The sequence below is a fragment of the Amycolatopsis sp. NPDC104587 genome (assembly GCF_055583645.1).
Genome location: NZ_JBVJNO010000002.1, coordinates 654,555 through 679,521, shown reverse-complemented (window position 1 = coordinate 679,521; position 24,967 = coordinate 654,555). Strand labels below are relative to the sequence as shown.

Here is a 24,967-nt window from a genome sequence, read left to right as displayed (position 1 = left end):
AAGCGGCACCTGCGCGGGGAACAAAGAACGACGGGTTCCACACCCCCCCCACCCACAAGGCGCCATTCGCGGGTGCGGGGGGGCCACTCCCTCCCCCCCCCCCCCCCCCCCCCCACGACGGGTTGGTCAGCGGTAGACCTCGAACTCGTAGATCCGGGCCGCGCCGTTGCCGTCGTTGGCCGGGGTGGTCAGGTTCAGCTTCACGTACCGGGCCGACCGGGTCGTGATCGGGTGGTACGTGCGGCTGGCCCGGGAACCGCTCACGGAAGCGACCGTCGTCCAGTTCGAGCCGTCGGTCGACGTCTGAATCGTGAAGGCGCCGGTGTTCCAGCCCGTGGTCTCACCGCCGAGTCCGGCGTGCTTGACCACGAACGACGACACGTTCTGCGCCGACCCGAGGTCGACCTGCAGGAACTTCGTAACGGCGGTGCTGCAGAACTTGCTGTTGTTCGCCAGGCTGCCGTCCACGGCGTTGGCCGCGCCCTCGGACGACGCGCACGCCGCCGAGCCGGTGGCCGCCTTGCCCTGCGCCAGGTTCGTGCCGAGCTCCGGCGCGGCGGGCGGCGGGGTGAACCCGTCGTTGTACGACGGCGGGACGTCCGCCACGTTCGTGCCCCACGCGCTCGGCGACGAGCCCATCGTGTAGTTCAGCGTCGCCGCGCCCGCGATGTCGCCGTAGCGGATCCACGACTTGGTCGTCGCGGTCCCGTTGACGCTGAGGCTCTGCACGTACTGCGAACCCTGCCCCGCGCCGGTGCCGGTGATCTGGATCGTGCCGCTCGGGCGGATGATCGAGACCGACGAGAACAGCGGGCCGTGCAGCGCCAGGACGTCCGCGCCCGGCGTCGCCGGGTACATGCCCAGCGCGGCGAAGACGTACCACGCCGACGTCGCGCCGAGGTCGTCGTTGCCGGGCAGGCCGCCCGCGCCGGTGGTGAACGACTCGTTCATCACGCGCCGCACCGCGGAGCTGGTGCCCTGCGGGTAGGCGGCGTAGTTGTACGCCCACGGCACGCCGTGCTCGGGCTCGTTGCCGATGTAGAAGTACGGCTGCGTGAGGCCGCCGTTGAGCTGGGTGAAGTGGTGGTCGAGCCGCTGGACGGCGGTCTTGCGCCCGCCCATCAGGTTGATCAGGCCCTGGTAGTTGTAGGGCACCATCCACGTGTACTGCGACGGGTTGCCCTCGGTGTACCCGCTGTTGCTCGACGGCACGACCGGCCAGGCCCACGTGCCGGTGCTGCCGCGCGGCTGGATGTACCCGGAGTCGGTGCCGAACACGTTCTGCCACCACTGGGCACGCTGCATGTAGGTGTTGTACTTCGCCGTGTCACCAACCGACTTCGCGAACTGTGCCACCGCGAAGTCCGACGCCGAGTACTCGAGCGAGTCCGACGGGTCTTCGGTGATGTAGTGCCGGCTGGTGTACCCGGACTGGCGCCCGCGGATCGCCTGGCCCTGCGCGGTGCCGCCGTTGGAGCTCTTGTCCATCAAGGTGAGCGCGGCCGCGGTGTCGAAGCCGCGGACACCGAAGGCGTACATGCTGCCGACGACGATCGGGCCGGGGTCGCCGGTCATCACGAAGTGCTCGTTGTTGTTGTGCGACCACTTGGGCAGCAACCCGCCCTGCTGGCCGTCCAGCACCATCGACTTGGCGATGTCGCCGGCTTCGCTGGGCGCGACGAGCCCGATCAGCGCCGCCCACGAGCGGTAGATGTCCCAGCCGGAGTAGTTCTGGTAGACCGTGTGCGACGCGGTGTGGATCGCCTGGTCGAACCCGCGGTACTGGCCGTTCGTGTCGCTGGCGATGTTCGGGTTCTGGAAGACGTGGTAGAGCGCCGTGTAGAACTTCTGGAGGTCCGAAGCCGTCCCGCTGCCCACCTGGACGCGGTTGAGGATGGTGTTCCAGCTCGTGTCGGCCGCGGCGCGCGTCCCGGCGAAGTCGAAACCGGGTTGCTCGGCGGCGAGGTTCGCCTGCGCGTTGGCCAGGCTGACGAACGAGATGCCGATCTTCGCCTGCACCGTGGTGTTGCTCGAAGTGTCGAAGGTGACGTAGCCGCCGGCGTTCGTCCCGTTGGTGCTCGCGGACCCCGCGTTGACCGTGCCGCCGAGCCAGGTGCCGAACCCGCTGGGCGCGCGGTCGAACTGGATGACGTAGAAGATCTGGTAGGTCTTCGACGAACCGCAGAAGCCGCCGCCGGTCGCCGAACCGGTGAGCTGGCTGCCGCTGATGCTGACGGATCCGCTGCGGTTGCCGGTCGCGCTGCGGCCGGGGTTGACGAGCAGCCGCGCGGACGTCGTGTTCGGGTAGGTCAGCTTCATCGACCCGGACCGCTTCGTGGCGGACAGTTCGACGGTGGTGTTGTAGTTGTCGAGCTTGTTCTTGTAGTAACCGGGCGCGGCCGACTCGTTGGCCTTCGTGTAGCGCCCGGCGTACCCGGTCCAGCCGGTGCCCGGCGACGTCCCGATCGCGCCGGTGATCGGCAGCAGGCCGAGGTCTTCGTTGTTGGGGCAGCCCGCGCCGTTGAAGTGGGTGAGGCTGAACTCTTCGATGCTGGTGTCGCTGTAGCGGTACCCGGACGGCGACCCGGTCGGGGTGTCCGGGCTGAACTGCACCATGCCGAACGGCACGGCGGCGCCCGGGTAGGTGCTGCCGCCGGCGCCGCCGGGCACCGGGTTCGGCGAGTTGCTGTTGTCCGTGCCGATGAAGGGATTCACGTACTGCGTGAGGGCGAGCGTCGCCGCGCCGGCGGGGGTGGCGGGCAGCGCGGCGAGCCCCGCCCCGACGAGAACCGCGGCGAGCAGCACCGCGCGTCTCTTCAGCCTGGACATGGAACCTTCCTCCCTGTCGCACGCTTCTTCCGCCGCGCGACAACGTTGTCGGACGAGTGACAACGTTGTCAGCACGCACAGTGCGCCGACAACGTCGTGGCGATCGAGGTGGTACCGGAACTCGGTGGCACGACATGGTGCCACGGCGGAGGCCGGTCGCGATAGCACCAAAAGTCCGTTGTGCGCCAAGCGATCCCCGACCGGACCACACCACCCCCGTGGACCACCCACCCCACCCCGCAACTCACGTGACCCCAGCCGGATCTCGCGTGATCCACACCGGATCTCGCGTGATTGGAAGCGGAACTCGCGAGTTACGGCTCCAATCACGCGAGTTCCGGCCCCAGTCACGCGAGATCCGGCCCCGGTCACGCGGGTCACGGCCCGGATCACGGGACCTGGACCCGGGTTGGCCAACCCGGGACATCGTGTCGTCCCTCCAGGAACAGGAGTCGACACGGGTCAGTGGCGGGAGGCCAGCCAGGTTTCGCCGAGTTCCGTTGTGGTGGCTTCGCCGTTGGTCAGGTCCGCGAGCCAGCTCTTGAAAGCCGGGGCCTCGCCCGGCGCCAGGCCGATCTCGAAGCGGGCCAGCTCGTCGAAGCGCGTCCCGTGCACGAGGTACGGCGACGCGCGCAGGTCGTTCTCCAGCCGGCCCGCGCGGTCGTAGCTCACCGCCACTTCCACCAGACTGAGACGCCTGTGTTCTAGTACACCAACCACTTCCAGTGCGTCCGAAACGGACTGCCCGTACGCGCGGATGAGCCCGCCCGCGCCCAGCAGCACTCCCCCGAAGTACCGCGACACGACCGCGACCGTGTCCGTCAGGCCACGGCGGTGGAGGACTTCCAGCATCGGGACGCCCGCCGTGCCGGCCGGCTCACCGTCGTCACTGGACCGCCGGGTTCGCCCGTCCGGGCCGAGCACGAACGCGTGACAGTGGTGCCGCGCCCCCGGTTCCGCCCGCCGGCGGGCCGCGATGAACTCGCGCGCGGCCGCTTCGGACGTCGCCGGGGCGAGCGCGCAGAGGAACCGGGAGCGCTTGATCTCGACCTCGTGGACCCCGGATCGAGCCACGGAGAGATAACGATCAGTCATCGGACGAGTCCGCCATGCATCCAGCTTCTCACCCCTTGCGGACCTCACGACACGTGCCCCAGACCACTTCGGACGGACGTTTTCGCAGGTCAGAACCATAAACGGTCGGCACGTGGGAGGGCCAGCCCGGCATATGGGACTACCCTGGGAGCCGTCAACGCAAGCGTGGCATTTCCCACCCGGGGCCAACGACGTATGTCGATAACAGCGAATTCACACTATCGTCATAAGACCCGGCGAACCCGGGAGTAACACCGCGCGCTGCGGCTGACCCCCACCACAGTGGTCCGCCTGTGCGCGCTCGCAGGACCGACATGTTCGGCTGCCCAGCGTTGTGCGGCCTCCCAGATGACTCGCGTCCGGGCTCGCCGCCCGGCTGATACCACGCGGCATCGTGCACAAAACCAACGCGAACACAGCAACTGTTCTCGACTGACCATCGCGGTACCGGACCACTTCGTTAACCGGTTCAGCTCGAACCACCTGATGGAGTGAGTACCGGTCGCGCCAACGCCTTGGGAGGCGGCCAGCCGTGACCCACCGTGCCAGTTCCCTGCCCCCGTCCGGGGAGCAGCTCAGCAACGCCGAGGCCCAGGGCCTTTACCGCAGCGAATACGAACACGACGCCTGCGGGGTCGCCTTCGTCGCCGATCTGACCGGCCGACGAGACCACGCGATCGTCGCGAAAGCCCTGGTCGCGTTGCGCAACCTGGAACATCGCGGGGCGCGGGGCGCCGAACCGGACACCGGCGACGGCGCCGGGCTGCTGATCCAGGTCCCCGACGAGTTCTACCGCGAGGTCGTGGACTTCGAGCTGCCCGAGCCGGGCACCTACGCCGTCGGCACGGCTTTCCTGCCGCAGGACGAAAAGCGCCGCGGCCGGGCGATGACGACCATCGAGCGCATCGCCGCCGAAGAGGACATGCGGGTGCTCGGCTGGCGCGAGCTGCCGGTGCACACCGAGCACTGCGGGCCGACCGCGGCCGAGACCATGCCGCACTTCACGCAGCTGTTCCTCGCCGCACGCCGCCCGAAGCCGGAGCATTCGGACCCGCTGCACATCGAGCGCAGCGCGTTCTGCGTCCGCAAGCGCGCGGAGCACGAGCTCGTCGACGACGACGTGTACTTCCCGTCGCTGTCCTCGCGCACGATCGTCTACAAGGGAATGCTCACCGAGCCCCAGGTCGAGCGGTTCTTCGCCGACCTGACCGACGAGCGCGTCACCAGCGCCATCGGCCTGGTGCACTCCCGCTTCTCCACCAACACCTTCCCGTCGTGGCCGCTGGCGCACCCGTACCGGTACGTCGCGCACAACGGCGAGATCAACACCCTGCGCGGCAACCGCAACTGGATGGACGCCCGCGAGGCGTTGCTCGAGACCGACCTGGTCCCGGGTGACCTCAAGCGGATCTACCCGGTGATCACGCGCGGCGCCAGCGACTCGGCGTCCTTCGACGAGGTCCTGGAGCTGCTCCACCTCGGCGGCCGCCCGCTGCCCCACGCCGTCCTGATGATGATCCCGGAGGCCTGGGAGAACCACCAGGAGATGGACCCGGCGCGACGCGCGTTCTACGAGTTCCACTCGACGCTGATGGAGCCGTGGGACGGCCCGGCGCTCGTCGCGTTCACCGACGGCAGCCAGATCGGCGCGGTGCTCGACCGCAACGGCCTGCGCCCCGGCCGCTACTGGGTGACCGACGACGGGCTCGTCGTGCTGGCCTCCGAGGTCGGCGTGCTCGACATCGACCCGGCGACGATCGTCCGCAAGGGACGTCTCGAGCCCGGCCGGATGTTCCTCGTGGACACCATCGAGGGCCGGATCGTCGAGGACGAGGAGATCAAGACCGAGCTGGCCACCGAGCACCCGTACGACGAGTGGGTCGAGGCCGGCCTGGTGCACCTGGAGGACCTGCCGGAGCGTGACCGCGAGGTGCCGCTGCACGCCGCGCTCGTGCGCCGCCAGCAGGCGTTCGGCTACACCGAGGAAGAGCTCGAAGCCATCCTCGAGCCGATGGCCCGCACCGGCGCGGAGCCGATCGGCTCGATGGGCAACGACTCGCCGCTCGCGACGCTCTCGAGCCGCCCGCGGCTGCTCTTCGACTACTTCATCCAGCTGTTCGCGCAGGTCACGAACCCGCCGCTGGACGCGATCCGCGAGGAGCTCGTCACCGCGCTCGGCACGCAGATCGGCGCCGAGCCGAACCTGCTCGTCGGCAACGCGGCGTCCTGCCGCCGGATCACCCTGCCGTTCCCGGTGCTCGACAACGACCAGCTCGCCAAGCTGGTGCACGTCAACGACGACGGCGACCTGCCGGAGTTCCAGGCCGTCACCGTGCTCGGCCGCTACAACGTCCACGGCGGCGGTGAGGCACTGATCCAGCGCCTCGACGAGATCCGCGCCGAGGTGTCGGAGGCGATCGAGGACGGCGCGCGGCTGATCGTGCTGTCCGACCGCGGGGTCGACGAGGACCACGCGCCGATCCCCTCGTTGCTGCTGACCGGCGCGGTGCACCACCACCTCGTCCGCGAGAAGACGCGCACGCAGGTCGGCCTCATCGTCGAGGCCGGCGACGCGCGCGAGGTGCACCACATCGCGCTGCTCATCGGTTACGGCGTCGCCGCGGTGAACCCGTACCTGGCGATGGCGACTGTCGAGGAGATGGCCCACCAGGGCCTGATCCCGGGTGTCACGCCGAAGGAAGCGACGCACAACCTGATCAAGGCGCTCGGCAAGGGTGTCCGGAAGACGATGTCCAAGATGGGCGTCTCGACCGTCGCGTCCTACACCGGCGCGCAGATCTTCGAGGCCGTCGGGCTCGGGGAAGACGTCGTCGAGAACTGCTTCACCGGCACGACGTCCCGCCTCGGCGGAGTCGGCTTCGAGACCCTGGCCGACGAAGTCGCGAAGCGGCACAAGTACGCGTTCCCGGCCGACGGCGTCCGCGCCACGCACCGCGAGCTCGAGACCGGCGCGGACTACCAGTGGCGCCGCGAAGGCGAGCCGCACCTGTTCAACCCGCAGACGGTGTTCAAGCTCCAGCACTCCACGCGCTCCGGGAAGTACGAGGTCTTCAAGGAGTACACGAAGGCCGTCGACGACCAGGCCGAGAAGCTGCTGACGCTGCGCGGGCTGTTCGACTTCAAGTACGGCAAGCGCGCGCCGGTGCCGATCGACGAGGTCGAACCGGTCTCCGAGATCGTCAAGCGGTTCGCCACCGGCGCGATCTCCTACGGCTCGATCTCGATGGAGATGCACCAGACCCTCGCCATCGCGATGAACCGCCTCGGCGGGAAGTCCAACACCGGTGAGGGCGGCGAAGACGCGGAGCGCCTGTACGACCCGGAGCGGCGCAGTGCCGTGAAACAGGTCGCGTCGGGCCGCTTCGGCGTCACGAGCGAGTACCTCGTCAACGCCGACGACATCCAGATCAAGATGGCGCAGGGCGCGAAGCCCGGCGAGGGTGGGCAGCTGCCCGGCGCGAAGGTCTACCCGTGGATCGCGAAGACGCGGTTCTCGACGCCGGGCGTCGGCCTCATCTCGCCGCCGCCGCACCACGACATCTACTCGATCGAGGACCTCGCCCAGCTGATCCACGACCTGAAGAACGCCAACCCCCGCGCGCGCATCCACGTGAAGCTCGTGTCCGAGGTCGGCGTCGGCACGGTCGCCGCGGGCGTGTCCAAGGCGCACGCGGACGTCGTGCTCATCTCGGGTCACGACGGCGGAACGGGCGCTTCGCCGCTGTCGTCCATCAAGCACGCCGGTGGGCCGTGGGAGCTGGGCCTGGCCGAGACGCAGCAGACGCTGCTGGCCAACCGGCTGCGCGACCGGATCGTGGTGCAGACCGACGGCCAGCTCAAGACCGGCCGCGACGTCATCGTCGCCGCCCTGCTCGGCGCCGAGGAGTTCGGCTTCGCGACCGCGCCGCTGGTGGTGTCCGGCTGCATCATGATGCGCGTCTGCCACCTCGACACGTGCCCGGTCGGCGTCGCGACGCAGAACCCGAAGCTGCGCGAGAAGTTCAGCGGCAAGGCCGAGTACGTCGTCAACTTCTTCGAGTTCATCGCCCAGGAAGTGCGCGAGTACCTGGCGGAGCTGGGTTTCCGGTCGATCGCCGAGGCCGTGGGCCACGCCGAGTTCCTCGACAAGCGCAAGGCCGTCGACCACTGGAAGGCGGCCGGGCTCGACCTGTCGCCGATCTTCCACGTGCCCGAGATGGCCCCGGCGGGCCTGCGGTTGCAGCAGACGCAGCAGGACCACGGGCTCGAGAAGGCGCTCGACAACACCTTGATCCAGCTGGCCGAGGGCGCGTTGAACTCCGGTGACAAGGTGCGGCTGGAACTGCCGGTGCGCAACGTGAACCGGACCGTCGGCACGATGCTCGGGTCCGAGCTGACGAAGAAGTGGGGCGGCGAAGGCCTGCCCGACGACACCATCGACGTCACCTTCACCGGGACCGCGGGCCAGTCGTTCGGCGCGTTCGTGCCGAAGGGCATCACGCTGCGGCTCTACGGCGACGGCAACGACTACGTCGGCAAGGGCCTCTCCGGTGGCCGGCTGATCGTGCGCCCGTCGAAGGACGCGCGGATCGCCGCCGAGGACCACATCATCGCCGGCAACGTGATCGCCTACGGCGCGACGAGCGGCGAGATCTTCATCCGCGGCAAGGTCGGCGAGCGGTTCTGCGTGCGCAACTCGGGCGCGCTGGCCGTCGTCGAAGGCGTCGGCGACCACGGCGGCGAGTACATGACCGGCGGCCGGATGGTCGTGCTCGGGCCGGTCGGGCGCAACTTCGCGGCCGGCATGTCCGGCGGCGTCGCCTACGTGCTCGACCTGCCCGCGCACCGCGTCAACCCGGAGATGGTCGACATCGACCCGCTCGACTCCGAGGACGCGGACTTCCTCCGCGAGACGCTCGAAAAGCACTACGACGAAACGGAGTCCGCCGTCGCGCGGGAGCTGCTGGCCGACTGGGACGCGGGTGTCGACCGCTTCGGGAAGGTCATGCCGAAGGACTACAAGCGCGTGCTCGCCGCCCAGGTGCAGGCCGAACGCGACGGGCGCGACGTGAACGAGGCGATCATGGAGGCCGCACATGGCTGACCCCAAGGGCTTTCTGACCACCACCCGCGAAGAGCCGAAGCGCCGTCCGGTCGACCTCCGGCTGATGGACTGGCGTGAGGTCTACGAAGACTTCGCGACCACGAAGCTGGAGAAGCAGGCCGGCCGCTGCATGGACTGCGGCATCCCGTTCTGCCACCAGGGCTGCCCGCTCGGGAACCTCATCCCCGAGTGGAACACGCTGGTGTGGCGGGAAGACTGGCAGCAGGCCATCGACCGGCTGCACGCGACCAACAACTTCCCGGAGTTCACCGGCACGCTGTGCCCGGCGCCGTGCGAGACCGCGTGCGTGCTCGGCATCAACGACGACCCGGTGACGATCAAGCGCGTCGAGATCTCCATCGTCGACCGCGCCTTCGAAGAGGGCTGGGTGACCCCGCAGCCGCCGTCCGCCCGCACCGGCAAGAAGGTCGCGGTCGTGGGCTCCGGCCCGTCGGGACTCGCCGCGGCGCAGCAGCTCACGCGCGCGGGCCACAGCGTCGTGGTCCTCGAGCGGGCCGACAAGATCGGCGGGCTGCTGCGCTACGGCATCCCCGAGTTCAAGATGGAGAAGCAGCGGCTCGACCGGCGCCTCGACCAGATGCGCGCGGAGGGCACGGAGTTCCGGACCTCGGTGAACGTCGGCGTGGACGTCTCGGCCGACGAGCTGCGGTCGTCGTACGACGCCGTGGTGCTGGCCGGCGGCGCGACCGACTGGCGCGACCTGCCGATCCCCGGCCGCGAGCTGGACGGCATCCACCAGGCGATGGAGTTCCTCCCGCCGGCGAACCGGGTCGCTTCGGGTGACCTCGACGCGTCGCCGTTCGACGCTTCCGGCTTGGACGTCGTCGTGATCGGCGGCGGCGACACCGGCGCGGACTGCGTCGGGACGTCGCACCGCCAGGGCGCGCGTTCGGTGACGCAGCTGGAGATCATGCCGAAGCCGCCGGAGTCCCGTTCGGACACCCACCCGTGGCCGACCTACCCGATGATCTACCGGGTGTCCTCGGCGCACGAAGAGGGCGGCGAGCGGATGTACGCGGTGAACACGCAGGAGTTCCTGGGCGACTCGGATGGGCGTGTCCGGGCGCTGAAGCTGGTCGAGGTGCGCAACGAGGGCGGCAAGTTCGTCCCGGTTCCCGGTTCCGAGAAGGAGCTGCCGGCGCAGCTCGTCCTGCTGGCGATGGGCTTCCTCGGACCGCAGAAGAAGGGCCTGGTCGAGGACCTCGGCGTCGAGCTGGACCCGCGCGGCAACGTCGCCCGCGACAAGGCGTTCAAGACGAGCCTGGACAGCGTGTTCGTGGCCGGCGACATGGGCCGCGGCCAGTCCCTGATCGTCTGGGCGATCGCGGAGGGCCGCAGCGCCGCGGCCGGCGTCGACGCCTACCTGACCGGACGCGACTTCCTGCCCCGGCCGATCGCGCCGACGGACCGGCCGATCGCCTGACCCCAGCGCCCCAATGTGGCCTTCGGTGCGTTGAACGCAACGAAGGCCGCCTTGGGTGCGTTGAACGCACCCAAGGCCACATTGGGGCGCTCTGGTTCAGCTGTCCAGGAGAGCGCTTCCCAGCGGCGTCAGCGAGTGCAGCACCGTGTTCCGCTCCCGGTGCGTGATGATCAGCCCCGCGCGCCGCAGCACCGTCGTGTGCTTGCTGACCGCCGACGGCGTCACGCCGAGCCGGGCCGCCAGCTCGGACGTCGAACACCCCACCGCCAGGACCATTAGCGCCGCCGCGCGGGTCGGGCCCAGGAGGTCCGCCAGCGCGTTGCCCGGTGATTTGCGGGTCGCGCGGTCGATCCCCGCCGAGTGCGCGGCCTGGCGGACGCACGGGTAGTGCAACCGCGGCGTCCCGCCCGGCGCCGCGGGGATCAGGGCCGGGCACACCGAGAAGTACGTCGGCACCAGCAGCAGACCCGTGCCCTCCGAAGGCAGCGTCTCGGCCACCCGGTCGTCGGTCTCCAGGACCGGCGCCGCCCAGCGGACCTTCGGGCGCAGGCCGGTCAGGAGCGCGTCGACGCCGCCGTGGAGCAGCAGCTGCGTGCGCATGCCGAGGTCGGCGTCGACCTGGGCGCACACCACGTCCCAGCCCGGGGCCAGCGCCAGGTCGTGGTAGTCCTGCATGGCCTGGACCAGTCGCGGGAGGCCCGCGGGGTCGCCGTCGGCGAGCGCGGCCGCCCACGCCGGCAGGTCGCGGTCGGCCGGCGCGGTGCGCAACGCCGTCTTGAGGCTCACCGGTTCCGTCTTCAGCACCGCCGCGAGCCCGGACTCCAGGTCGTAGCGCCCCGCGGCGGGCAGCAGGAACTCAGGGACCGGCGCGTCCGGGCGGCAGAGCCACATCAGCACCGACGCCGACTCCGGCAGGCCCTGCCACACGCGGTACCGCCAGCGGTTGAACGCCGTCGAAGCCGCGTTCCGGCCGCCGTCGCGGCGCTGCAGGACCTGCAGGCTCGCGGCGAGCTCCGCCATCGGGTCGGCGGCGGCCGCGAGCCCGACGCGGACGAGGTCCTGCAACGTCAGCTCGATGCGCACGCGGGCCCCCCGGGTCTCCTGCCCCTCCATCGGCCCGAGATCACGTTCCGTTACACGTCTGACCTGCGTTTTTGCCCCTCCGGGAAATCTTCTCGACGGGGATGGACCGGCACTGAATGATGGCTTCAGAGACCGCTTTCGGGGGTTCGCGGTCTCGACGAGGGGGATTCGCCGGCACGACCGAGCGCCGGGTCCGTCAGGGCCCGGGGCCCGCCGCGGCCTGCCCTTTTCCTTCGTCTTCAGGTACACCGTTGATGCCGAAAAGGGGAACGATGACGAAGATGAAGCGACTGATGGTGACGGTCGCCGCGGCGGCGGGCCTGCTGGGCCTGGTCGCCGTGCCGCAGGCCGGTGCGGCGCCGGCCGACGGCAAGGGGGACGTGAAGATCACGTCGATCGGCGAGCTCAAGCTGCGCCCGTCGAAGGTCGCCGGGCAGGCGAAGCAGCGCTCCACCAACCGGACCGCCGCCGCCGACCCGATCGACCCGGGTCCCTACATCCTGGAGTCGGCCGCCTTCGGCCGGTGCTGGGACGCCGACCTGAACACGATCAACGCCAACGGCACGAAGATGCAGCTGTGGGACTGCAACGACACCGCGCCGAACCAGGCGTTCTGGCTCACCCAGAACCCGGAGGGCTACTTCCGGTTCCAGAACTACCAGAGCGGCCGGTACCTCGACGCCGACCTGAACTCGATCGGCAAGAACGGCACCAAGGTCCAGCTGTGGGACTTCCTGGCCGGCGGCAAGAACCAGTGGTGGACCCTCACCGAGATCCCCGAGGGCTACCTGCGGATCCAGACCCCGGCCAGCCCGCGGCACCTGACCGCGGAGGGCTCGGTCGGCGCCAACGGCACCCGGCTGCAGCTGTGGGACTTCATCGCGGGTGGCAAGTCCCAGTGGTGGTTCTGATCCGTTAGACGCGGGGGCGTGGGCCCCGTCCGGCGGCTGCCGGGCGGGGCCCGTTCCGTTTTCCGTGGCAGTTCGGCAGTCAACTTAATCTTTCGCGTGAATCGACGGAAAGGGTGGCACGCGCTCCTCCCGTCCCTGCATTCTGTGACCAGGGGCGCCGCAAGGCGGGTTTTAAACGGGAGGGGACCCGAAAATGAGTGTTGATCTGTCCACCACGCTGAACTGGACCACCGCGACCGGTGACGCCGCGACGATGCTCGGCGAGCTGCAGCCGAACATCCTCAAGGCCCACGTCCGCGACCACCTTTCCGCGCTGTTCCTCGCTTTCGGGGACGCCGCCGAGGCGCGGGCCTTCCTCGTCTCGCTCACCGGGAAGATGAAGTCCGCCAAGGACCACCTCGCCGAGGTCGGCGTGTTCAAGACCGGTGGCGCCGCGGGCACGCCGTACGTCGGGGCCGGGCTCACCGCGGCCGGCTACCGCGCTCTCGGGGTCGAGAACTTCCCGCAGGACGAGGCGTTCCTGCGCGGGATGGCGGACCCGGTGACGCGGCAGCGGCTCGGCGACCCGCCGCGCTCGACGTTCGATCCCGGCTACCGCACCGAAATCCACGCCGTCGTGCTCGTCGGGGACGCCACCGACAAGGCGATGACCGCGCGGCGCAACGAGATCCTCGGGCTGCTGCCGGACTCCGTCACGGTGCCGGCCGAGGAAACCGGCCTCGGCCGGGTCAACGCGCGGGGTGAGGGAATCGAGCACTTCGGGTACGTCGACGGCCGCAGCCAGCCGTTGTTCCTCGCCGAAGACGTCGACGCGGAAAAGAACAACACCGACGGCATCAACGTGTGGAACCCGTCGGCGCCCCTTTCCCAGGTGCTGGTGCCGGACACCGCGGCGCCGGATCCGGACGTCCATTTCGGCAGTTACTTCGTTTTTCGGAAGCTCGAACAGAACGTGCGGCGGTTCAAGCAGGCGGAAGCGGATCTGGCCGACACACTCGGCCTGACCGGCGACGACCGGGAGCGCGCCGGGGCGATGATCATCGGCCGGTTCGAGGACGGCACGCCACTGACGACACAGCGCGAGGACGGCGCGGAAAGCCCGGTGTCGAACAACTTCACCTACGACAGCGACCTCGGCGCCCTGAAGTGCCCGTACCAGGCGCACATCCGCAAGACGAACCCGCGCGGCTCCGGCGGCCGCGAGCAGCTGCCCGAGGAGCGCCTGCACCTGATGGCCCGCCGCGGCGTCACTTATGGCGAACGCCCGGACGACCCGAACGCCGACGTGCCGCCGTCGGCGCGGCCCAGTGGCGGGGTCGGGCTCCTGTTCATGGCGTTCAACTCGGTGCTGGGCAACCAGTTCGAGTTCACGCAGGCGGCGTGGGCGAACAACCCGGGCTTCCCGTTCGTCGAGGGTGTCACGCCGGGCCTCGACCCGGTGATCGGCCAGGGCGAGCGCGGCACGTCGGACTACACCGTCGAATGGGGCGGCTCGGCGCAGCGCACGGCCGAGCCGGTGCCGCAGTCGGTGACCGTGCGCGGCGGCGAGTACTTCTTCATGCCGTCACTGGCCTTCCTGCGAGCTCTCTGACGCTTCGTGAAGGCCACCGTGAGGTCCTCGCGGTGGCCTTCACGAAGCTCAGTCGAGGAGGTCGAAGGCCAGCAGCCCGGCGCCGAGCCGGCCGGCCTCGTCGCCGAGCTTCGCGATGCGCAGCTCCGGCATCCGCTGGAACGTCAGGTGTGACGCCAGCCACTCGCGCACCGGTTCCAGCACGTAGTCGGCCGCGGTGAAGAGGCCGCCGCCGAGGATGACGACCTCCGGGCCGAGCAGGGTCAGCAGGGTGCGGATGCCGTGGCCGAGGCCGTCGAGGGCGTCCTGGACCACCGCCACCGCGACCTCGTCGCCGCGGCGGGCCAGGTCCACGACCTCACGGGCGCCGTCGGCCGCGCGGCCGGTGCGCTCGGTGTAGCGGCGGGCGATCGCGGCCGCCGACGAGATCGCCTCCAGGCAGCCGATCGCGCCGCAACCGCACTTGCCCGGGTGGCCGACGTCGATGTGCCCGACCTCGCCGGCCTGGCCGTGGGCGCGGTGGATCCGGCCGTCGAGCAGCAGCGCGGCCGCGATGCCGGTGCCGACCGGGATGAACGCCGCGTTGGTCGCGCCCTGCCCGGCGCCGACGCGGAACTCGGCGATGCCGCCCGCGGTGACGTCGTGCCCGAACGCCACCGGCAGCCCCAGCCGTCCCTCGAGCAGCTCGCCGAAGGGGACCTCGCGCCAGTCGAGGTTGGCCGAGAAGTGGCAGACGCGGGTTTCCTCGTCCACGATCCCGGGCACCACCACGCCGACCGCCGCCGGCATCCCGGTGCCCGCCTGCTCCGACAGGGCCGCCACGATGTCCGCGACCTGCGCGGCCAGCGCCGTCCCGTCCGCGCTGCGCGCCGTCTCCGCCCGCAGCGCCGCCTTCGGCTGCAGCTGCTCGTCGAGCAGCGCCGCCTTGATCGTCGTACCGCCCACATCGAGGGCCGCCACCATTCGAGTCACCGCGGCATTGTCACATTGACGCGCCCCGAACGGCGGACCTACGCTCAACCGGCCCAGACGAGGAGATTCCGGAACGCGGTGCAAGTCCGCGCGGTCGCGCCACTGTGACCCCCGCGAGGGGGAAGCCAGACCCGGATCCCCTCGTGGAGACCCCGATGAGGCCGCGAAAGCCCGAGGAGGCCCCGCCCATGTCGCAGACGGCTACCACCGCCGTTCCGCTCCCGATCCGCATCCCCGTCCGGGAGATCGTGCCGTGGGCGGTGTTCGTGGTGCTCCTCGCCTTGATCGCGCTGTACTTCGTGAGCGCCGAACAGGGCGCGACCTCGGTCTTCGCGAACATGTACGTCCACGAGTTCGTGCACGACGGCCGGCACCTGCTGGCCTTCCCCTGCCACTGATCGGCGGCACGTACTCCCATGATGAAGACCTTGCTGGTCCGCGGCATGCTCGCGGGCCTGATCGCCGGTGTGCTCGCGTTCGGGTTCGCCTACGCCTTCGGTGAGCCGTCGGTCAACACCGCCATCGGGCTCGAAGAGTCCGGCGGCCACGCGCATTCCCACGACGCCGGCGCGGCGCCCGCACCCGCCGAGGAGCCCGAGGAGGAGCTCGTCCCCCGGGACATCCAGAGCACCGTCGGGCTGCTCACCGGCGTCCTCGTCTACGGCGTCGCGATCGGCGGCCTGCTCTCGCTCGCCTTCGCGTTCGCCCAGGGCCGGCTCGGCGCCCTGCGTCCGCGCGTGACGGCGTTGCTGCTCACCACCGGCGCGTTCGCCGTGGTGTTCCTGGTGCCGTTCCTGAAGTACCCGGCCAACCCGCCCGCGGTGGGCCAGCCGGGCACCATCGGCTCGCGCACCGAGCTGTACTTCGGGTTCGTCGCCGTCTCGCTGCTCGCCGGCATCCTGGCGACGGTGTTCGGCCGCAAGCTCGCGGACCGGTTCGGCGCGTGGAACGGCTTCCTCCTCGCGGCGGCGGGTTACCTCGTCGTGATCGGCGTGGTGGCCTGGCTGATGCCGATCGTCGACGAGGTGCCGGCGGAGTTCCCGGCGTCGACGCTGTGGAGCTTCCGGACGGCGTCGATCGGCACCCAGGTGACGTTGTGGCTGGTGCTGGGCCTGACCTTCGGCGCCTTCGCCGAGAAGGCGCTGACGAAGAAGGCCACGGTCGCCGCCTGAATCGTTGGGTTCCGGCCGCTGTGCCTGAGACTGCCGTGCCTGTCGAGCCGCTCCTCGCGCTGCAGCTCGGGGACTGCTACAACACCGCGCGTCCCGGTCGTGACGCCGTCAAGGTGTCCTGCGACGGCGAGCACGACGGGGTGGTGCTCGAGTCGTTCACGATGGCCGGGCCGCAGGTGTCGTTCCCGGGGACGCGGAAGGCCGAAAGCGCGGCGCTCACCAGCTGCCAGGACCGGCTGCGCAGCACCTTCGACGAGATGGCCACGATCCCGCCGGAGCTGGTGCTCATCGGCTGCGTGCCGGACGAGGGCGCCTGGGCGGCCGGCAACCGCACGGCCGTGTGCGGGTTCCAGCAGCGCACGCGCCGCTGAGCCACCGGTCAGCCCTGCCGGGTCGGCCGGATGGTGATGTCACCGATTTCGACGTCGTCGGGCTGCTCGATCGCGAACGCGATGGCGCGCGCGACGGCGTCGGGGCCGATGCCCAGCATCGCCATGGCCTGCTGGGCCTCCGCCTGCTGCCCGGGGTCGTCGATGTGGTCGAGGAGCTCGGTGCGCACGTAGCCCGGTGAGACCGAGGTGGTGCGCAGGGCGCCGTCGGTGGACTCCTGGCGCAGCGCCTCCAGCAGGGTGCGCACGGCGTTCTTGGTGCCAGCGTAGACGGCCTGCGTCGGCACGATCTTCAGGCCGGACGTCGACACCGTCGTGACGAAGTGCCCGCGACCCTGGCCGCGGAACACCGGGAGCGCCGCGGCGATGCCGTGCAGGACTCCGCGCAGGTTGACGTCGATCATGTGGTCCCAGTCGTCGACGTCGAGGTCGCCGACCGGCGCCGTCCGGGCGACTCCGGCGTTGGCCACCAGGACGTCGAGGCGGCCGAACCGCTCGACGGCCAGGGCCACCAGCCGCTCGAGGTCGGCGCGCTCGGTGACGTCGACGGCCAGGGTCTCCGCGCGGCCGCCCTCGCTCCGGATCTCCCGGACCAGCTCGTCGAGCCGGTCGGTGCGCCGGGCGCCCAGCACGACCGCCGCGCCCCGGGCGGCCAGCTCCCGGGCGGTGGCCGCGCCGATCCCGCTGCTGGCCCCGGTGACGGCCACGACCTTGCTGTCCAGTCCGCTCATCGGACGTTCCTTCCGCTAAACTGACACTTGTCCGCTTACGGCGTCCACCGTACCGGACACTTGTCCATTTAGCGAGGAGGGTTCCGTGACGGGTCGTGAGCGCCGCTCCGACGCGGTCGCCAACCGCGACCGGGTCGTCGAGGCCGCGCGCGCCGAACTGAGCGAGTCCAACGGCGCGGCCGCCGACCTCAAGCTGCACCGGGTCGCCAAGGCCGCGGGCGTCGGCCAGGGCACCCTCTACCGGCACTTCCCCACCCGCGAGCACCTGCTGGCCGAGGTCTACCGGCACGAGCTCACCCAGCTCGTCGACGCCGTGGCGCCGCTGCTGGCCGAACACCCGCCGCTGGCGGCGCTGACCCGCTGGATGCAGCGGCTCGTCGAGTACGCGCGGGTCAAGCGCGGGGTCATGGCGGCGATCGAGGCGTCGGCGTGGCACGACCTCTACACCGACCACCACCACCGGCTCGACGAAGCGCTCGAAATGCTGCTGGACCGGGGAAAGGCCACCGGCGAAGTGCGGGACGGCGTCGATGCGGCCGATGTCATCCTGCTCCTGGGCGCGCTGTCGCGGATCCCGGAAGCGGAGTGGGAGACCCGCGCGCCCACGGTCGTGACGGTCATCGTCGACGGGATCCGCCGCTAGGGCGCGCCCGGCGGGACGAACGGCAGGTCACGCGGCGCGCCCTGCTCCAGCAGGGTCAGCAGCGCCGCCGTGTCCAGGTGCTCGCCGACGGCGTCGGCGAGCTTGTCCAGCATCTCCTCACGCAGGTCGGCGAAGCCCGGGGCACCCGGCGACGGCGTCCAGCCCACACCCGCCTGGGCCGCCGCTTCGGTGAGCCACGCGCGGCGGAAGGCGTCGTTCTCGAACGCGCCGTGCCACATCGTGCCCCAGACCGGGCCGGCGGTCAGGCCGTCCAAAAAGGACTCACAGGTCTCGTCGGACGTCACCGAGCCGTGGTGGATTTCGTAGGCTTCCACCGGGTGGCCGCGCCAGCTGCCGTTCGGCCGGGCCAGCACCTTCTCCGCCGCGAACGTCACCCGCGCGGGCAGCAGGCCCAGGCCCGGCACCTCCCCCGCGCCGGACTCGACGTCGTCCACAATGGACTCGGCCAGCATCTGGTACCCGCCGCAGATGCCGAGCACCGGCTTCCCGGCCGCGGTCCGGGCCGCCAGCGCCGTGTCGAGGCCGCGTTCGCGCAGCCAGGCGAGGTCGTCCACGGTGGCCCTGGACCCGGGCAGCACCACGACATCCGCCGCGGCGACGGTGTCCGGGTCCGCGGTGAGCGTCACGCTGACGCCGGGTTCGGCGGCGAGGGCGTCGACGTCGGTGGCGTTGGAGGCCCGCGGAAAACGCACCACGGCGACGTGCAGGCCACCGCTGTGGACCTCCCGCCGCCAGCCCGCCGCGGCGAGCGCGTCCTCGGAGTCGATCCACACGCGGTCGAGCCACGGCAGCACCCCCAGCACCGGCCGGCCGGTGACCTTCTCGAGGCTGTCCAGGCCGGGGCGCAGCAGCCCGACGTCCCCGCGGAACTTGTTGACCACCCAGCCCGCGACGAGCGCCTGGTCTTCGGCCGAGAGCAGGGCGAGCGTGCCGAACATCGCGGCCAGCACCCCACCGCGGTCGATGTCGCCGACGACCAGCACCGGCAGGCCGAAACGCCGCGCGAGGCCCAGGTTGACGTAGTCACCACCGCGGAGGTTGATCTCGGCGGGGCTGCCGGCGCCTTCACAGACGACGACGTCGTAGCGGGAGCTGAGGTCCTCGAAGGCGGCGAAGGCGATCTCGGCCAGGCCGGCCCGCCCGGTGGCGTACTCGCCGGCTTCGAGGGTGCCGAAGGGCTTCCCGAGCGCGACGACGTGGCTGCGCCGGTCGCTGCCGGGCTTGAGCAGCACGGGGTTCATGGCGGCTTCGGGCTCGACCCGCGCGGCGCGGGACTGCAGCCACTGCGCCCGGCCGATCTCGGCGCCGTCGCCGCAGACCATGGAGTTGTTGGACATGTTCTGCGCCTTGAACGGGGCGACCCGGACGCCCTGCCGGGCCAGCCACCGGCAGATCCCGGCGGTGACCAGGCTTTTCCCGGCGTCCGACGTCGTCCCGGCGACGAGCAGGCCGGTCATCGGGCCGCCCCCGCGGCCACCACGACCGCCGCCGCGCCGACCAGCCGGGACAGGCGCACCGCCCGGCGGAGGTCCACCGGCTCCGGGTCGCGGCCCTCCCCCAGCCGGGCGCGGGTCTCGACCTCGCCGGCGTAGCTGTTCGTCCCGCCGAGCCGGATGTCCAGCGCGCCCGCGAACGCCGCCTCGACCTGGCCCGCGTTCGGGCTCGGGTGCCGGCCGCCGTCGCGGCGCCAGACCCGCCAGGCGCCACGCGTCCGGCCTCCCGCCAGGGGCGCGCACACCGCCGTGAGCACTCCCCCGATCCGGGACGGCGCCAGGTTCACCACGTCGTCGGCGCGTGCCGCGGCCCAGCCGAAGCGGCGGTAGCGCGGGGAGCGGTAGCCGACCATCGCGTCGAGCGTGTTCAGCGTGCGGTAGCCGAGCAGGCCCGGCAGCCCGGCGACCGCGCCCCAGAACAGCGGCGCGACCACGGCGTCCGAGGTGTTCTCCGCGATCGACTCGGTGGCCGCGCGGGTGAGCTCGGCGGAGTCGAGCGTTGTCGCGTCGCGTGCGCAGAGGTGCGAAAGCCTCTGACGCGCTTCGGGGACTTCGCCAGCTTCGAGCAACCGGGCCATTTCGCTTCCTTCGGCCGCGAGACCGCGTCCGCCGAGTACTACCCACGTACAGACCGCCGTTGCCGCGAAGCGCGCGAAGGGACTTCGCCGGGTAGCGGCCTGAAGCGCGACGCCGAGGCCGACAGCGCTGAAGGCGCACAACCCCGCGTACGCCGCTCCGCGCGGCTTCGAATCCGCCCACATGCGGCGTTCGAGGCGGCCCGCGGCGGTCCCGAAGACGGCGACCGGATGCCCCCGACGGGGGTCGCCGAACAGGGTGTCGGCGACATATCCGGTCACGAGTCCGGCCGCGGTTGTCCCTAGACGGAGTGGCACGTCGCGCACGTTAGCGCGTGCACCACAATGCCCGGTATGACTGTGCCCAACGCCGCCTCCGCGGGGAAGAAAACGTCGGCGGGGCTGACGCACCGGCTCGCCGGGTACCTCGAAACCCTGGCTCGCGCCCTCCGCCGGTACGGACGCGACGAAGGAAAGGTGCTCGTCCTCGGTGGCGTCCGCTCGGGGAAGTCGCGGCACGCCGAGCGGCTCGTCGCCCGCCACCCGCACCTCGTCTACGTCGCGCCCGGCCTCCCGGCGAGCGACGACGATCCCGAATGGGCCGCCCGGGTGGCCGCGCACCAGGCGCGGCGGCCGGCGCACTGGAAGACCGTCGAGACCACCGACCTGGCCGGGACCCTGCGCGCCGCGACCGAACCCCTGCTGATCGACTGCCTCGGCACGTGGCTCTCGCGGGTGCTCGACGACGTCGGCGCGTGGCAGCAGAAGCGCGGCTGGGAGCACCGCCTGGACGACCGGCTCGAGGACTTCCTCGCCGCGTGGGCCGCGGCACGGGTGCCGGTGGTCGCGGTCAGCAACGAGGTCGGCAGCGGTGTGGTGCCCGCGACGTCGTCCGGACGGCTGTTCCGTGATGTGCTGGGCGCACTGAACAACCGGGTGTCCGCCGACGCCGACCGGGTCGTGCTGGTCGTCGCGGGCCGGGCGCTCGACCTGTAGCCAGGAGGCGCTCGTGTTCGACGTTCCCGTGCCCGACCCCGCCGCTCGCGCCGCCGCGCTGGAGCGGCTCGACGGGCTGGTCAAGCCCCTCGGCTCGCTCGGCAGGCTGGAGGAGATCGCCGCCTGGCTGGCCGCGGCGCACGGGAGCGTGCCGCCGCGTCCGCTCGACGACGTCCGGGTGGTCGTCTTCGCGGGCGACCACGGCGTCTCGGCGCTGTCGGCGTACCCGCGCGAGGTGACCGCGGCGATGGTCCGGGTGTTCCTGGCCGGGAAGAGCGGCGTGAACGTGCTGGTCGCGCAGGTCGGCGCGAAGGTCCGGGTCGCCGACCTCGGCGTCGACTGGGACGGCGCCGACGTGCCCGCCGCGGTGACGGCGCACAAGATCCGCCGCGGTTCGGGCTCGATCGACGTCGAGGACGCGTTGGAGCCGGGCGAGGCCGAGGCGGCGTTCGAAGCAGGCCGAGCGATCGCGCGGGAGGAAGCCGGCGCGGACGTGCTGATCCCGGGCGACATGGGGATCGGCAACACGGCGATGTGCGCGGCGCTGGTCGCGGCCTCGCTGGGCCTGCCGGCGGCGGAGGTGGTCGGCACGGGCACGGGCGTGGACGCGGCCGGCCTGGCTCGCAAGACGTCCGCGGTCTCGGCGGCGCTGGCGCGGGCTTCGGGCCGGGTGTCGGACCCGTTCGAGCGCCTGACGGCGGTGGGCAGCGCCTGCGTCGCGGCCACGGCGGGCTTCCTGGTCCAGGCGGCGCTCAGCAGCACCCCGGTCCTGCTGGACGGCGTGTTCTCCGGCGCGGCCGCCCTGGTGGCGCGCGACATCGCGCCCGGGGCCGAGCGGTGGTGGCTGGCCGGGCACCGCTCGACGGAGCCGTCGCAGGCGTACGCGTTGAAGGCCCTCGGCCTGGAGCCGATCCTGGACTTCGGTTTGCGGCTGGGCGAGGGAAGCGGCGCGGTTCAGGCGGTCCCGACGTTGCGCGCGGCGCGGGCGATCCTGGCGGAGATGGGCCTGCTGGCGGATCTCGCGTGAGTGGCGAGGCGGGTCTCGAGCGGCCCCTCGGCGGATGTCGCCCATGATCCCCGCATCGAGCCGCGAGTGAGCCGCTGGACGGATGCGGCGCGGATGGCCGTCGGCACGCTGACCACCGTGCCCGTCCCGCCTCCGCGCGTCATCGACCGACCCGTCGCCGGTCGCGCCATGCTGCTCGCTCCGCTCGCCGCCCTCCCCCTCGCCGCCGTGGCCGGGCTGGTCGTGGCCGCCGGGCAGGCCGTTCACCTGCCCGGCCTCGCCACCGCCGCCCTGGCTCTCGGCGCGGTCGCCCTCGGCAGCCGCGGCCTGCACCTCGACGGGCTCGCCGACACGGCCGACGGCCTCGGCGCCTCCTACGACCGGGCCAAAGCCCTCGACGTCATGCGCCGCGGCGACTCCGGGCCGACCGGGGTCGCGACGCTCGTCTTCGTCCTGCTCGTCCAGGTCGGCGCCCTCGCCGGCGCCGCTCATCCCGTCGCGGTGGTCGTCACGGCGATCTTCGCCGGACGCTGCACCCTCTCGATGGCCTGCGCACGCGGCGTTCCCTCGGCGCGACCGGAGGGACTCGGCGCCACCGTCGCGGGCTCGGTCCCCCGGACCGCCGCCGCTGCCGTCGCCGTCGCGGCCGCCGGGCTGAGCACGCTTGCCCCCGGGCTGCCGTGGTGGCGCGGCCCCCTGGCCGTGCTCCTCGCCTACGCCGTCGCCGCAGCCCTCCTCTGGCGCTGCACAAAACGTCTCGGCGGAGTCACCGGCGACGTCCTCGGCGCGGGCGTCGAAGCCGGGGTCGCGGCCGCGCTGGTGGTCTTGTCAACCTAGGCCCCCGGCCCGGCGTGTACCAGGTAAACGCCGAGGAGGGACCCTGAGCGCCGATCCCGCCGTCGACCTGACGGCACTCTTCCACGCCCACCGCCCGGGCCTCGTGCGGCTGGCCGTGCTGCTGCTAGGCGACCGCGCGCTCGCCGAGGACGTCGTGCAGGACGCCTTCGTCGCGCTCTTCCGGCGCTGGCCGCTCGACGATCCCGACGGCGCGGGTGGCTACCTGCGCGTCTCGGTGGTCAACGGCGCCCGGTCCGCGCAGCGGCGCGCGGCCCTGCGGCGAAGGCACCACAAGACCGAACGGGACGACGGCCCGCCCGCCGACACCGAAACCCTGCTCGGCGAGGAGCACCGTGAGGTGCTGGCCGCCGTGCGACGGCTGCCGCGGCGGCAGCGGGAGGTCCTCGTGCTCCGGTACTGGTCCGGCCTGTCCGAAGCCGAGATCGCCGAGACGCTCGGGGTCTCGCGCGGCACCGTCAAGACCTGCGCGTCCCGCGCGCTCGCGAAGCTGGAAGGAGAACTCCGATGACCGATGTCGAAGACCGCCTGGAACGGGCCTTCCACGCCCTCGCCGACACCGTGGACGTCGAGCCCGCGCCGCTCCCGGCGCCCCGGCGGCGGCTGGTCGCGCCGCTGGTGGCCGCGGCCGCGACCGTGGTCGCCGCCGGGGTGATCGTCGTCCTGTCGGCGCATCCCGAGCCGGCGCCCGTGCCGCCCGCCGTCCGGCCGCTGCCCGCGCCCACCGTCGTTTCCCTGCCGAACTTCGCCCTGTTGACGCATTGTGGTGTCGACGAGATGCGGATCGGCCTCCGCTACTACGAGGCCGTGACGCCGCTGGCCGGCCCCGCGCACACCGCGCCCGCCGGCTGGGACACGCCGTACCAGGAGGGCACGATGACGCTCGACGCGCCGAACTCCGCCGTCTTCCGGGACTACCACGGACACGAGGTCCGGTTCCGGTTCCGGCCCGGCGCGACCGAGTTCAAGCAGCTCTGCGACTAGCCGAAAACTGTCGTACCCCCCGCCTAGAGTGCGGCTCGTGAACCGGACCGATCGTCTTTACGCGCTCGTCGAAGAGCTCCGGGCCGTCTCGCCGCGGCCGCGGAGCGCCCGGTGGCTGGCCGGGCGGTTCGAGGTGAGCGCGCGCACCGTCGAGCGGGACATCAGCGCGTTGCAGCAGTCGGGCGTGCCGATCTACGCCGAGGCCGGGCGCACCGGCGGCTACTGCCTCGACAAGGCGCGCACGCTGCCGCCGGTCAACCTGACGCCGGGTGAGGCCGTCGCGCTGGCGCTCGCGCTGAAGCGGCTGGAAGGCACGCCCTTTCGCGCGGAAGCGGGCTCGGCGCTGCGCAAGCTCGTCTCGGTGATGCAGGCGGACGACGCCGCGGCGGCCCACGACCTGGCCGGCCGCGTCCACCTCCTCGACGACGCGGGCGGCGTCCCGCCGATGCCGCGCGAGGTCGCCGGCGCGCTGCGCACCCGCCGCGTCCTGCGCATCGGCTACGGCGATCGTGAAGGCGCCGTGACACGGCGGGAGATCGAGCCGCTGGGGTACGTCGGCAAGCCCGGGCACTGGTACCTGGTGGCGTGGTGCCGGCTGCGCGCCGGCGTCCGGGCCTTCCGCACCGACCGGATCACGGCGGTGGCGGTGACCGCCGAGGTGCCCCCGCACCGCCCGCTGCGGCGCGAGGACCTCGACATCCCGTACGGCGTGGTCGAACAGCTCAGCTTGGCCGGCTGAACACCGAGAAGTGGTTGCCGGCCGGGTCGAGCACGTGCGCGAAGGTCACCCCGACGGGGTTCACCGCGGGCGGCCGCTGGATCTTCCCCCCGGCGGCCTCGACCCGCCGGCACGCGGCTTCGACGTCCTCGACCAGCACGCTGAAGATCGCGTAGTTCTCCGCGCCGGTGAACAGGCCACCGCGCGAACCACCGGTGTCGACGACCCGGTAGGCAGCGTCGGTGCTGGCGGTGTCGTCCTGCGCAACGGTCCAGCCGAAGACGTCCCCGTAGAACCGTTCGGCGGCCGCCGGGTCGTCGGAGCCGATCTCGAACCAGGCGACGTCGTTGAATCCGGGCATGGTGGTCCTTTCGCT

22 protein-coding genes are annotated in these 24,967 nt (G+C 71.6%); 14 read left to right on the top strand and 8 right to left on the bottom strand.

The window, feature by feature from the left end; translation table 11 throughout:
• Window positions 1–126 precede the first annotated feature (126 nt).
• Both ACZ61C_RS07545 and ACZ61C_RS07540 read right to left on the bottom strand, forming a co-directional pair.
• Window positions 127–2,829 carry a GH92 family glycosyl hydrolase gene (locus ACZ61C_RS07545; RefSeq protein WP_465303936.1) on the bottom strand — a complete coding sequence of 901 codons (2,703 nt, stop codon included), beginning with the start codon at window positions 2,827–2,829 and terminating at the stop codon, window positions 127–129.
• Between the two features lie 462 nt (window positions 2,830–3,291).
• Window positions 3,292–3,924 (bottom strand): YigZ family protein, encoded by a 633-nt coding sequence (locus ACZ61C_RS07540; protein ID WP_465303934.1) that lies wholly within the window; start codon window positions 3,922–3,924, stop codon window positions 3,292–3,294.
• Window positions 3,925–4,456: 532 nt separating this feature from the next.
• On the opposite strand from ACZ61C_RS07540, the gene gltB reads away from it, so the two are divergent.
• Together gltB and ACZ61C_RS07530 are read left to right on the top strand one after the other, a co-directional pair.
• The gene (gene gltB, locus ACZ61C_RS07535) at window positions 4,457–9,028 is read left to right on the top strand and encodes a glutamate synthase large subunit (RefSeq protein ID WP_465303932.1); all 4,572 of its coding nucleotides are present in this window, start codon (window positions 4,457–4,459) and stop codon (window positions 9,026–9,028) included.
• Complete coding sequence (locus ACZ61C_RS07530) at window positions 9,021–10,472, top strand: glutamate synthase subunit beta (RefSeq protein ID WP_465303930.1); 1,452 nt, start codon at window positions 9,021–9,023, stop codon at window positions 10,470–10,472. The genes gltB and ACZ61C_RS07530 overlap by 8 nt, the downstream gene beginning before the upstream one ends.
• A gap of 96 nt (window positions 10,473–10,568) precedes the next feature.
• Here ACZ61C_RS07530 and ACZ61C_RS07525 read toward each other — a convergent pair whose 3' ends face one another.
• Window positions 10,569–11,555 carry an ArsR/SmtB family transcription factor gene (locus ACZ61C_RS07525; protein WP_465303928.1) on the bottom strand — a complete coding sequence of 329 codons (987 nt, stop codon included), beginning with the start codon at window positions 11,553–11,555 and terminating at the stop codon, window positions 10,569–10,571.
• 281 nt (window positions 11,556–11,836) lie between these two features.
• On the opposite strand from ACZ61C_RS07525, the gene ACZ61C_RS07520 reads away from it, so the two are divergent.
• Both ACZ61C_RS07520 and ACZ61C_RS07515 read left to right on the top strand, forming a co-directional pair.
• A complete protein-coding gene (locus ACZ61C_RS07520; RefSeq protein WP_465303926.1) occupies window positions 11,837–12,466 on the top strand; it encodes an RICIN domain-containing protein in 630 nt (209 codons plus the stop codon).
• A gap of 193 nt (window positions 12,467–12,659) precedes the next feature.
• Complete coding sequence (locus ACZ61C_RS07515; protein WP_465303924.1) at window positions 12,660–14,057, top strand: Dyp-type peroxidase; 1,398 nt, start codon at window positions 12,660–12,662, stop codon at window positions 14,055–14,057.
• Window positions 14,058–14,105: 48 nt separating this feature from the next.
• Here the strand turns inward: ACZ61C_RS07515 and ACZ61C_RS07510 are convergent, their stop codons facing one another.
• Entirely contained in the window at window positions 14,106–14,999 is an 894-nt protein-coding gene (locus ACZ61C_RS07510) for an ROK family protein (RefSeq protein WP_465304226.1), read from the bottom strand.
• A 197-nt stretch (window positions 15,000–15,196) separates the two neighbouring features.
• Here ACZ61C_RS07510 and ACZ61C_RS07505 point away from each other — a divergent pair, with 197 nt between their 5' ends.
• From ACZ61C_RS07505 to ACZ61C_RS07495, 3 genes are read left to right on the top strand one after another with little or no spacing between them, the layout of a single operon-like run.
• Window positions 15,197–15,406, top strand: coding sequence for a CbtB domain-containing protein (locus ACZ61C_RS07505; protein ID WP_465303922.1), 210 nt, complete (start codon window positions 15,197–15,199; stop codon window positions 15,404–15,406).
• Window positions 15,407–15,424: 18 nt separating this feature from the next.
• The gene (locus tag ACZ61C_RS07500; protein WP_465303920.1) at window positions 15,425–16,180 is read left to right on the top strand and encodes a CbtA family protein; all 756 of its coding nucleotides are present in this window, start codon (window positions 15,425–15,427) and stop codon (window positions 16,178–16,180) included.
• Window positions 16,181–16,215: 35 nt separating this feature from the next.
• On the top strand, window positions 16,216–16,551 hold the full coding sequence (locus ACZ61C_RS07495; protein WP_465303918.1) for a septum formation family protein: 336 nt from the start codon (window positions 16,216–16,218) through the stop codon (window positions 16,549–16,551).
• Window positions 16,552–16,559: 8 nt separating this feature from the next.
• On the opposite strand, the gene ACZ61C_RS07490 is transcribed toward ACZ61C_RS07495, so the two are convergent.
• A complete protein-coding gene (locus ACZ61C_RS07490; RefSeq protein ID WP_465303916.1) occupies window positions 16,560–17,300 on the bottom strand; it encodes an SDR family oxidoreductase in 741 nt (246 codons plus the stop codon).
• 85 nt (window positions 17,301–17,385) lie between these two features.
• Here ACZ61C_RS07490 and ACZ61C_RS07485 point away from each other — a divergent pair, with 85 nt between their 5' ends.
• Window positions 17,386–17,943, top strand: a complete 558-nt coding sequence (locus ACZ61C_RS07485) for a TetR/AcrR family transcriptional regulator (protein WP_465303914.1) — start codon at window positions 17,386–17,388, stop codon at window positions 17,941–17,943.
• Here ACZ61C_RS07485 and ACZ61C_RS07480 read toward each other — a convergent pair.
• Entirely contained in the window at window positions 17,940–19,421 is a 1,482-nt protein-coding gene (locus tag ACZ61C_RS07480) for a cobyric acid synthase (RefSeq protein WP_465303912.1), read from the bottom strand. The two genes, ACZ61C_RS07485 and ACZ61C_RS07480, sit on opposite strands and share 4 nt — an antisense overlap.
• The gene (locus ACZ61C_RS07475; protein ID WP_465303910.1) at window positions 19,418–20,350 is read right to left on the bottom strand and encodes a cobalamin biosynthesis protein; all 933 of its coding nucleotides are present in this window, start codon (window positions 20,348–20,350) and stop codon (window positions 19,418–19,420) included. Before ACZ61C_RS07475 ends, ACZ61C_RS07480 begins: the two co-directional genes overlap by 4 nt.
• A gap of 36 nt (window positions 20,351–20,386) precedes the next feature.
• On the opposite strand from ACZ61C_RS07475, the gene ACZ61C_RS07470 reads away from it, so the two are divergent.
• From ACZ61C_RS07470 to ACZ61C_RS07445, 6 genes are all read left to right on the top strand, one after another.
• On the top strand, window positions 20,387–21,028 hold the full coding sequence (locus tag ACZ61C_RS07470; RefSeq protein ID WP_465303908.1) for a bifunctional adenosylcobinamide kinase/adenosylcobinamide-phosphate guanylyltransferase: 642 nt from the start codon (window positions 20,387–20,389) through the stop codon (window positions 21,026–21,028).
• A gap of 13 nt (window positions 21,029–21,041) precedes the next feature.
• Window positions 21,042–22,055, top strand: coding sequence for a nicotinate-nucleotide--dimethylbenzimidazole phosphoribosyltransferase (gene cobT / locus ACZ61C_RS07465; RefSeq protein ID WP_465303906.1), 1,014 nt, complete (start codon window positions 21,042–21,044; stop codon window positions 22,053–22,055).
• 93 nt (window positions 22,056–22,148) lie between these two features.
• The gene (locus tag ACZ61C_RS07460; protein ID WP_465304224.1) at window positions 22,149–22,871 is read left to right on the top strand and encodes an adenosylcobinamide-GDP ribazoletransferase; all 723 of its coding nucleotides are present in this window, start codon (window positions 22,149–22,151) and stop codon (window positions 22,869–22,871) included.
• Between the two features lie 43 nt (window positions 22,872–22,914).
• Complete coding sequence (locus tag ACZ61C_RS07455) at window positions 22,915–23,400, top strand: SigE family RNA polymerase sigma factor (protein WP_465304222.1); 486 nt, start codon at window positions 22,915–22,917, stop codon at window positions 23,398–23,400.
• The gene (locus tag ACZ61C_RS07450; RefSeq protein ID WP_465303904.1) at window positions 23,397–23,873 is read left to right on the top strand and encodes a hypothetical protein; all 477 of its coding nucleotides are present in this window, start codon (window positions 23,397–23,399) and stop codon (window positions 23,871–23,873) included. Before ACZ61C_RS07455 ends, ACZ61C_RS07450 begins: the two co-directional genes overlap by 4 nt.
• A gap of 37 nt (window positions 23,874–23,910) precedes the next feature.
• A complete protein-coding gene (locus tag ACZ61C_RS07445; protein WP_465303902.1) occupies window positions 23,911–24,612 on the top strand; it encodes a helix-turn-helix transcriptional regulator in 702 nt (233 codons plus the stop codon).
• Here the strand turns inward: ACZ61C_RS07445 and ACZ61C_RS07440 are convergent.
• Complete coding sequence (locus ACZ61C_RS07440) at window positions 24,596–24,952, bottom strand: VOC family protein (protein ID WP_465303900.1); 357 nt, start codon at window positions 24,950–24,952, stop codon at window positions 24,596–24,598. The genes ACZ61C_RS07445 and ACZ61C_RS07440 overlap by 17 nt on opposite strands.
• Window positions 24,953–24,967: the final 15 nt, after the last annotated feature.

Excerpts from the sequence above, each read along its gene's own strand:
- ACZ61C_RS07545 (WP_465303936.1), bottom strand. The coding sequence starts at position 2,829 with ATGTCCAGGCTGAAGAGACGCGCGGTGCTGCTCGCCGCGGTTCTCGTC.
- ACZ61C_RS07540 (WP_465303934.1), bottom strand. The coding sequence starts at position 3,924 with ATGACTGATCGTTATCTCTCCGTGGCTCGATCCGGGGTCCACGAGGTC.
- ACZ61C_RS07530 (WP_465303930.1), top strand. The coding sequence starts at position 9,021 with ATGGCTGACCCCAAGGGCTTTCTGACCACCACCCGCGAAGAGCCGAAG.
- ACZ61C_RS07520 (WP_465303926.1), top strand. The coding sequence starts at position 11,837 with ATGAAGCGACTGATGGTGACGGTCGCCGCGGCGGCGGGCCTGCTGGGC.
- ACZ61C_RS07515 (WP_465303924.1), top strand. The coding sequence starts at position 12,660 with ATGAGTGTTGATCTGTCCACCACGCTGAACTGGACCACCGCGACCGGT.
- ACZ61C_RS07510 (WP_465304226.1), bottom strand. The coding sequence starts at position 14,999 with ATGGTGGCGGCCCTCGATGTGGGCGGTACGACGATCAAGGCGGCGCTG.
- ACZ61C_RS07505 (WP_465303922.1), top strand. The coding sequence starts at position 15,197 with ATGTCGCAGACGGCTACCACCGCCGTTCCGCTCCCGATCCGCATCCCC.
- ACZ61C_RS07500 (WP_465303920.1), top strand. The coding sequence starts at position 15,425 with ATGATGAAGACCTTGCTGGTCCGCGGCATGCTCGCGGGCCTGATCGCC.
- ACZ61C_RS07490 (WP_465303916.1), bottom strand. The coding sequence starts at position 17,300 with ATGAGCGGACTGGACAGCAAGGTCGTGGCCGTCACCGGGGCCAGCAGC.
- ACZ61C_RS07480 (WP_465303912.1), bottom strand. The coding sequence starts at position 19,421 with ATGACCGGCCTGCTCGTCGCCGGGACGACGTCGGACGCCGGGAAAAGC.
- ACZ61C_RS07470 (WP_465303908.1), top strand. The coding sequence starts at position 20,387 with ATGACTGTGCCCAACGCCGCCTCCGCGGGGAAGAAAACGTCGGCGGGG.
- ACZ61C_RS07460 (WP_465304224.1), top strand. The coding sequence starts at position 22,149 with ATGGCCGTCGGCACGCTGACCACCGTGCCCGTCCCGCCTCCGCGCGTC.
- ACZ61C_RS07450 (WP_465303904.1), top strand. The coding sequence starts at position 23,397 with ATGACCGATGTCGAAGACCGCCTGGAACGGGCCTTCCACGCCCTCGCC.
- ACZ61C_RS07440 (WP_465303900.1), bottom strand. The coding sequence starts at position 24,952 with ATGCCCGGATTCAACGACGTCGCCTGGTTCGAGATCGGCTCCGACGAC.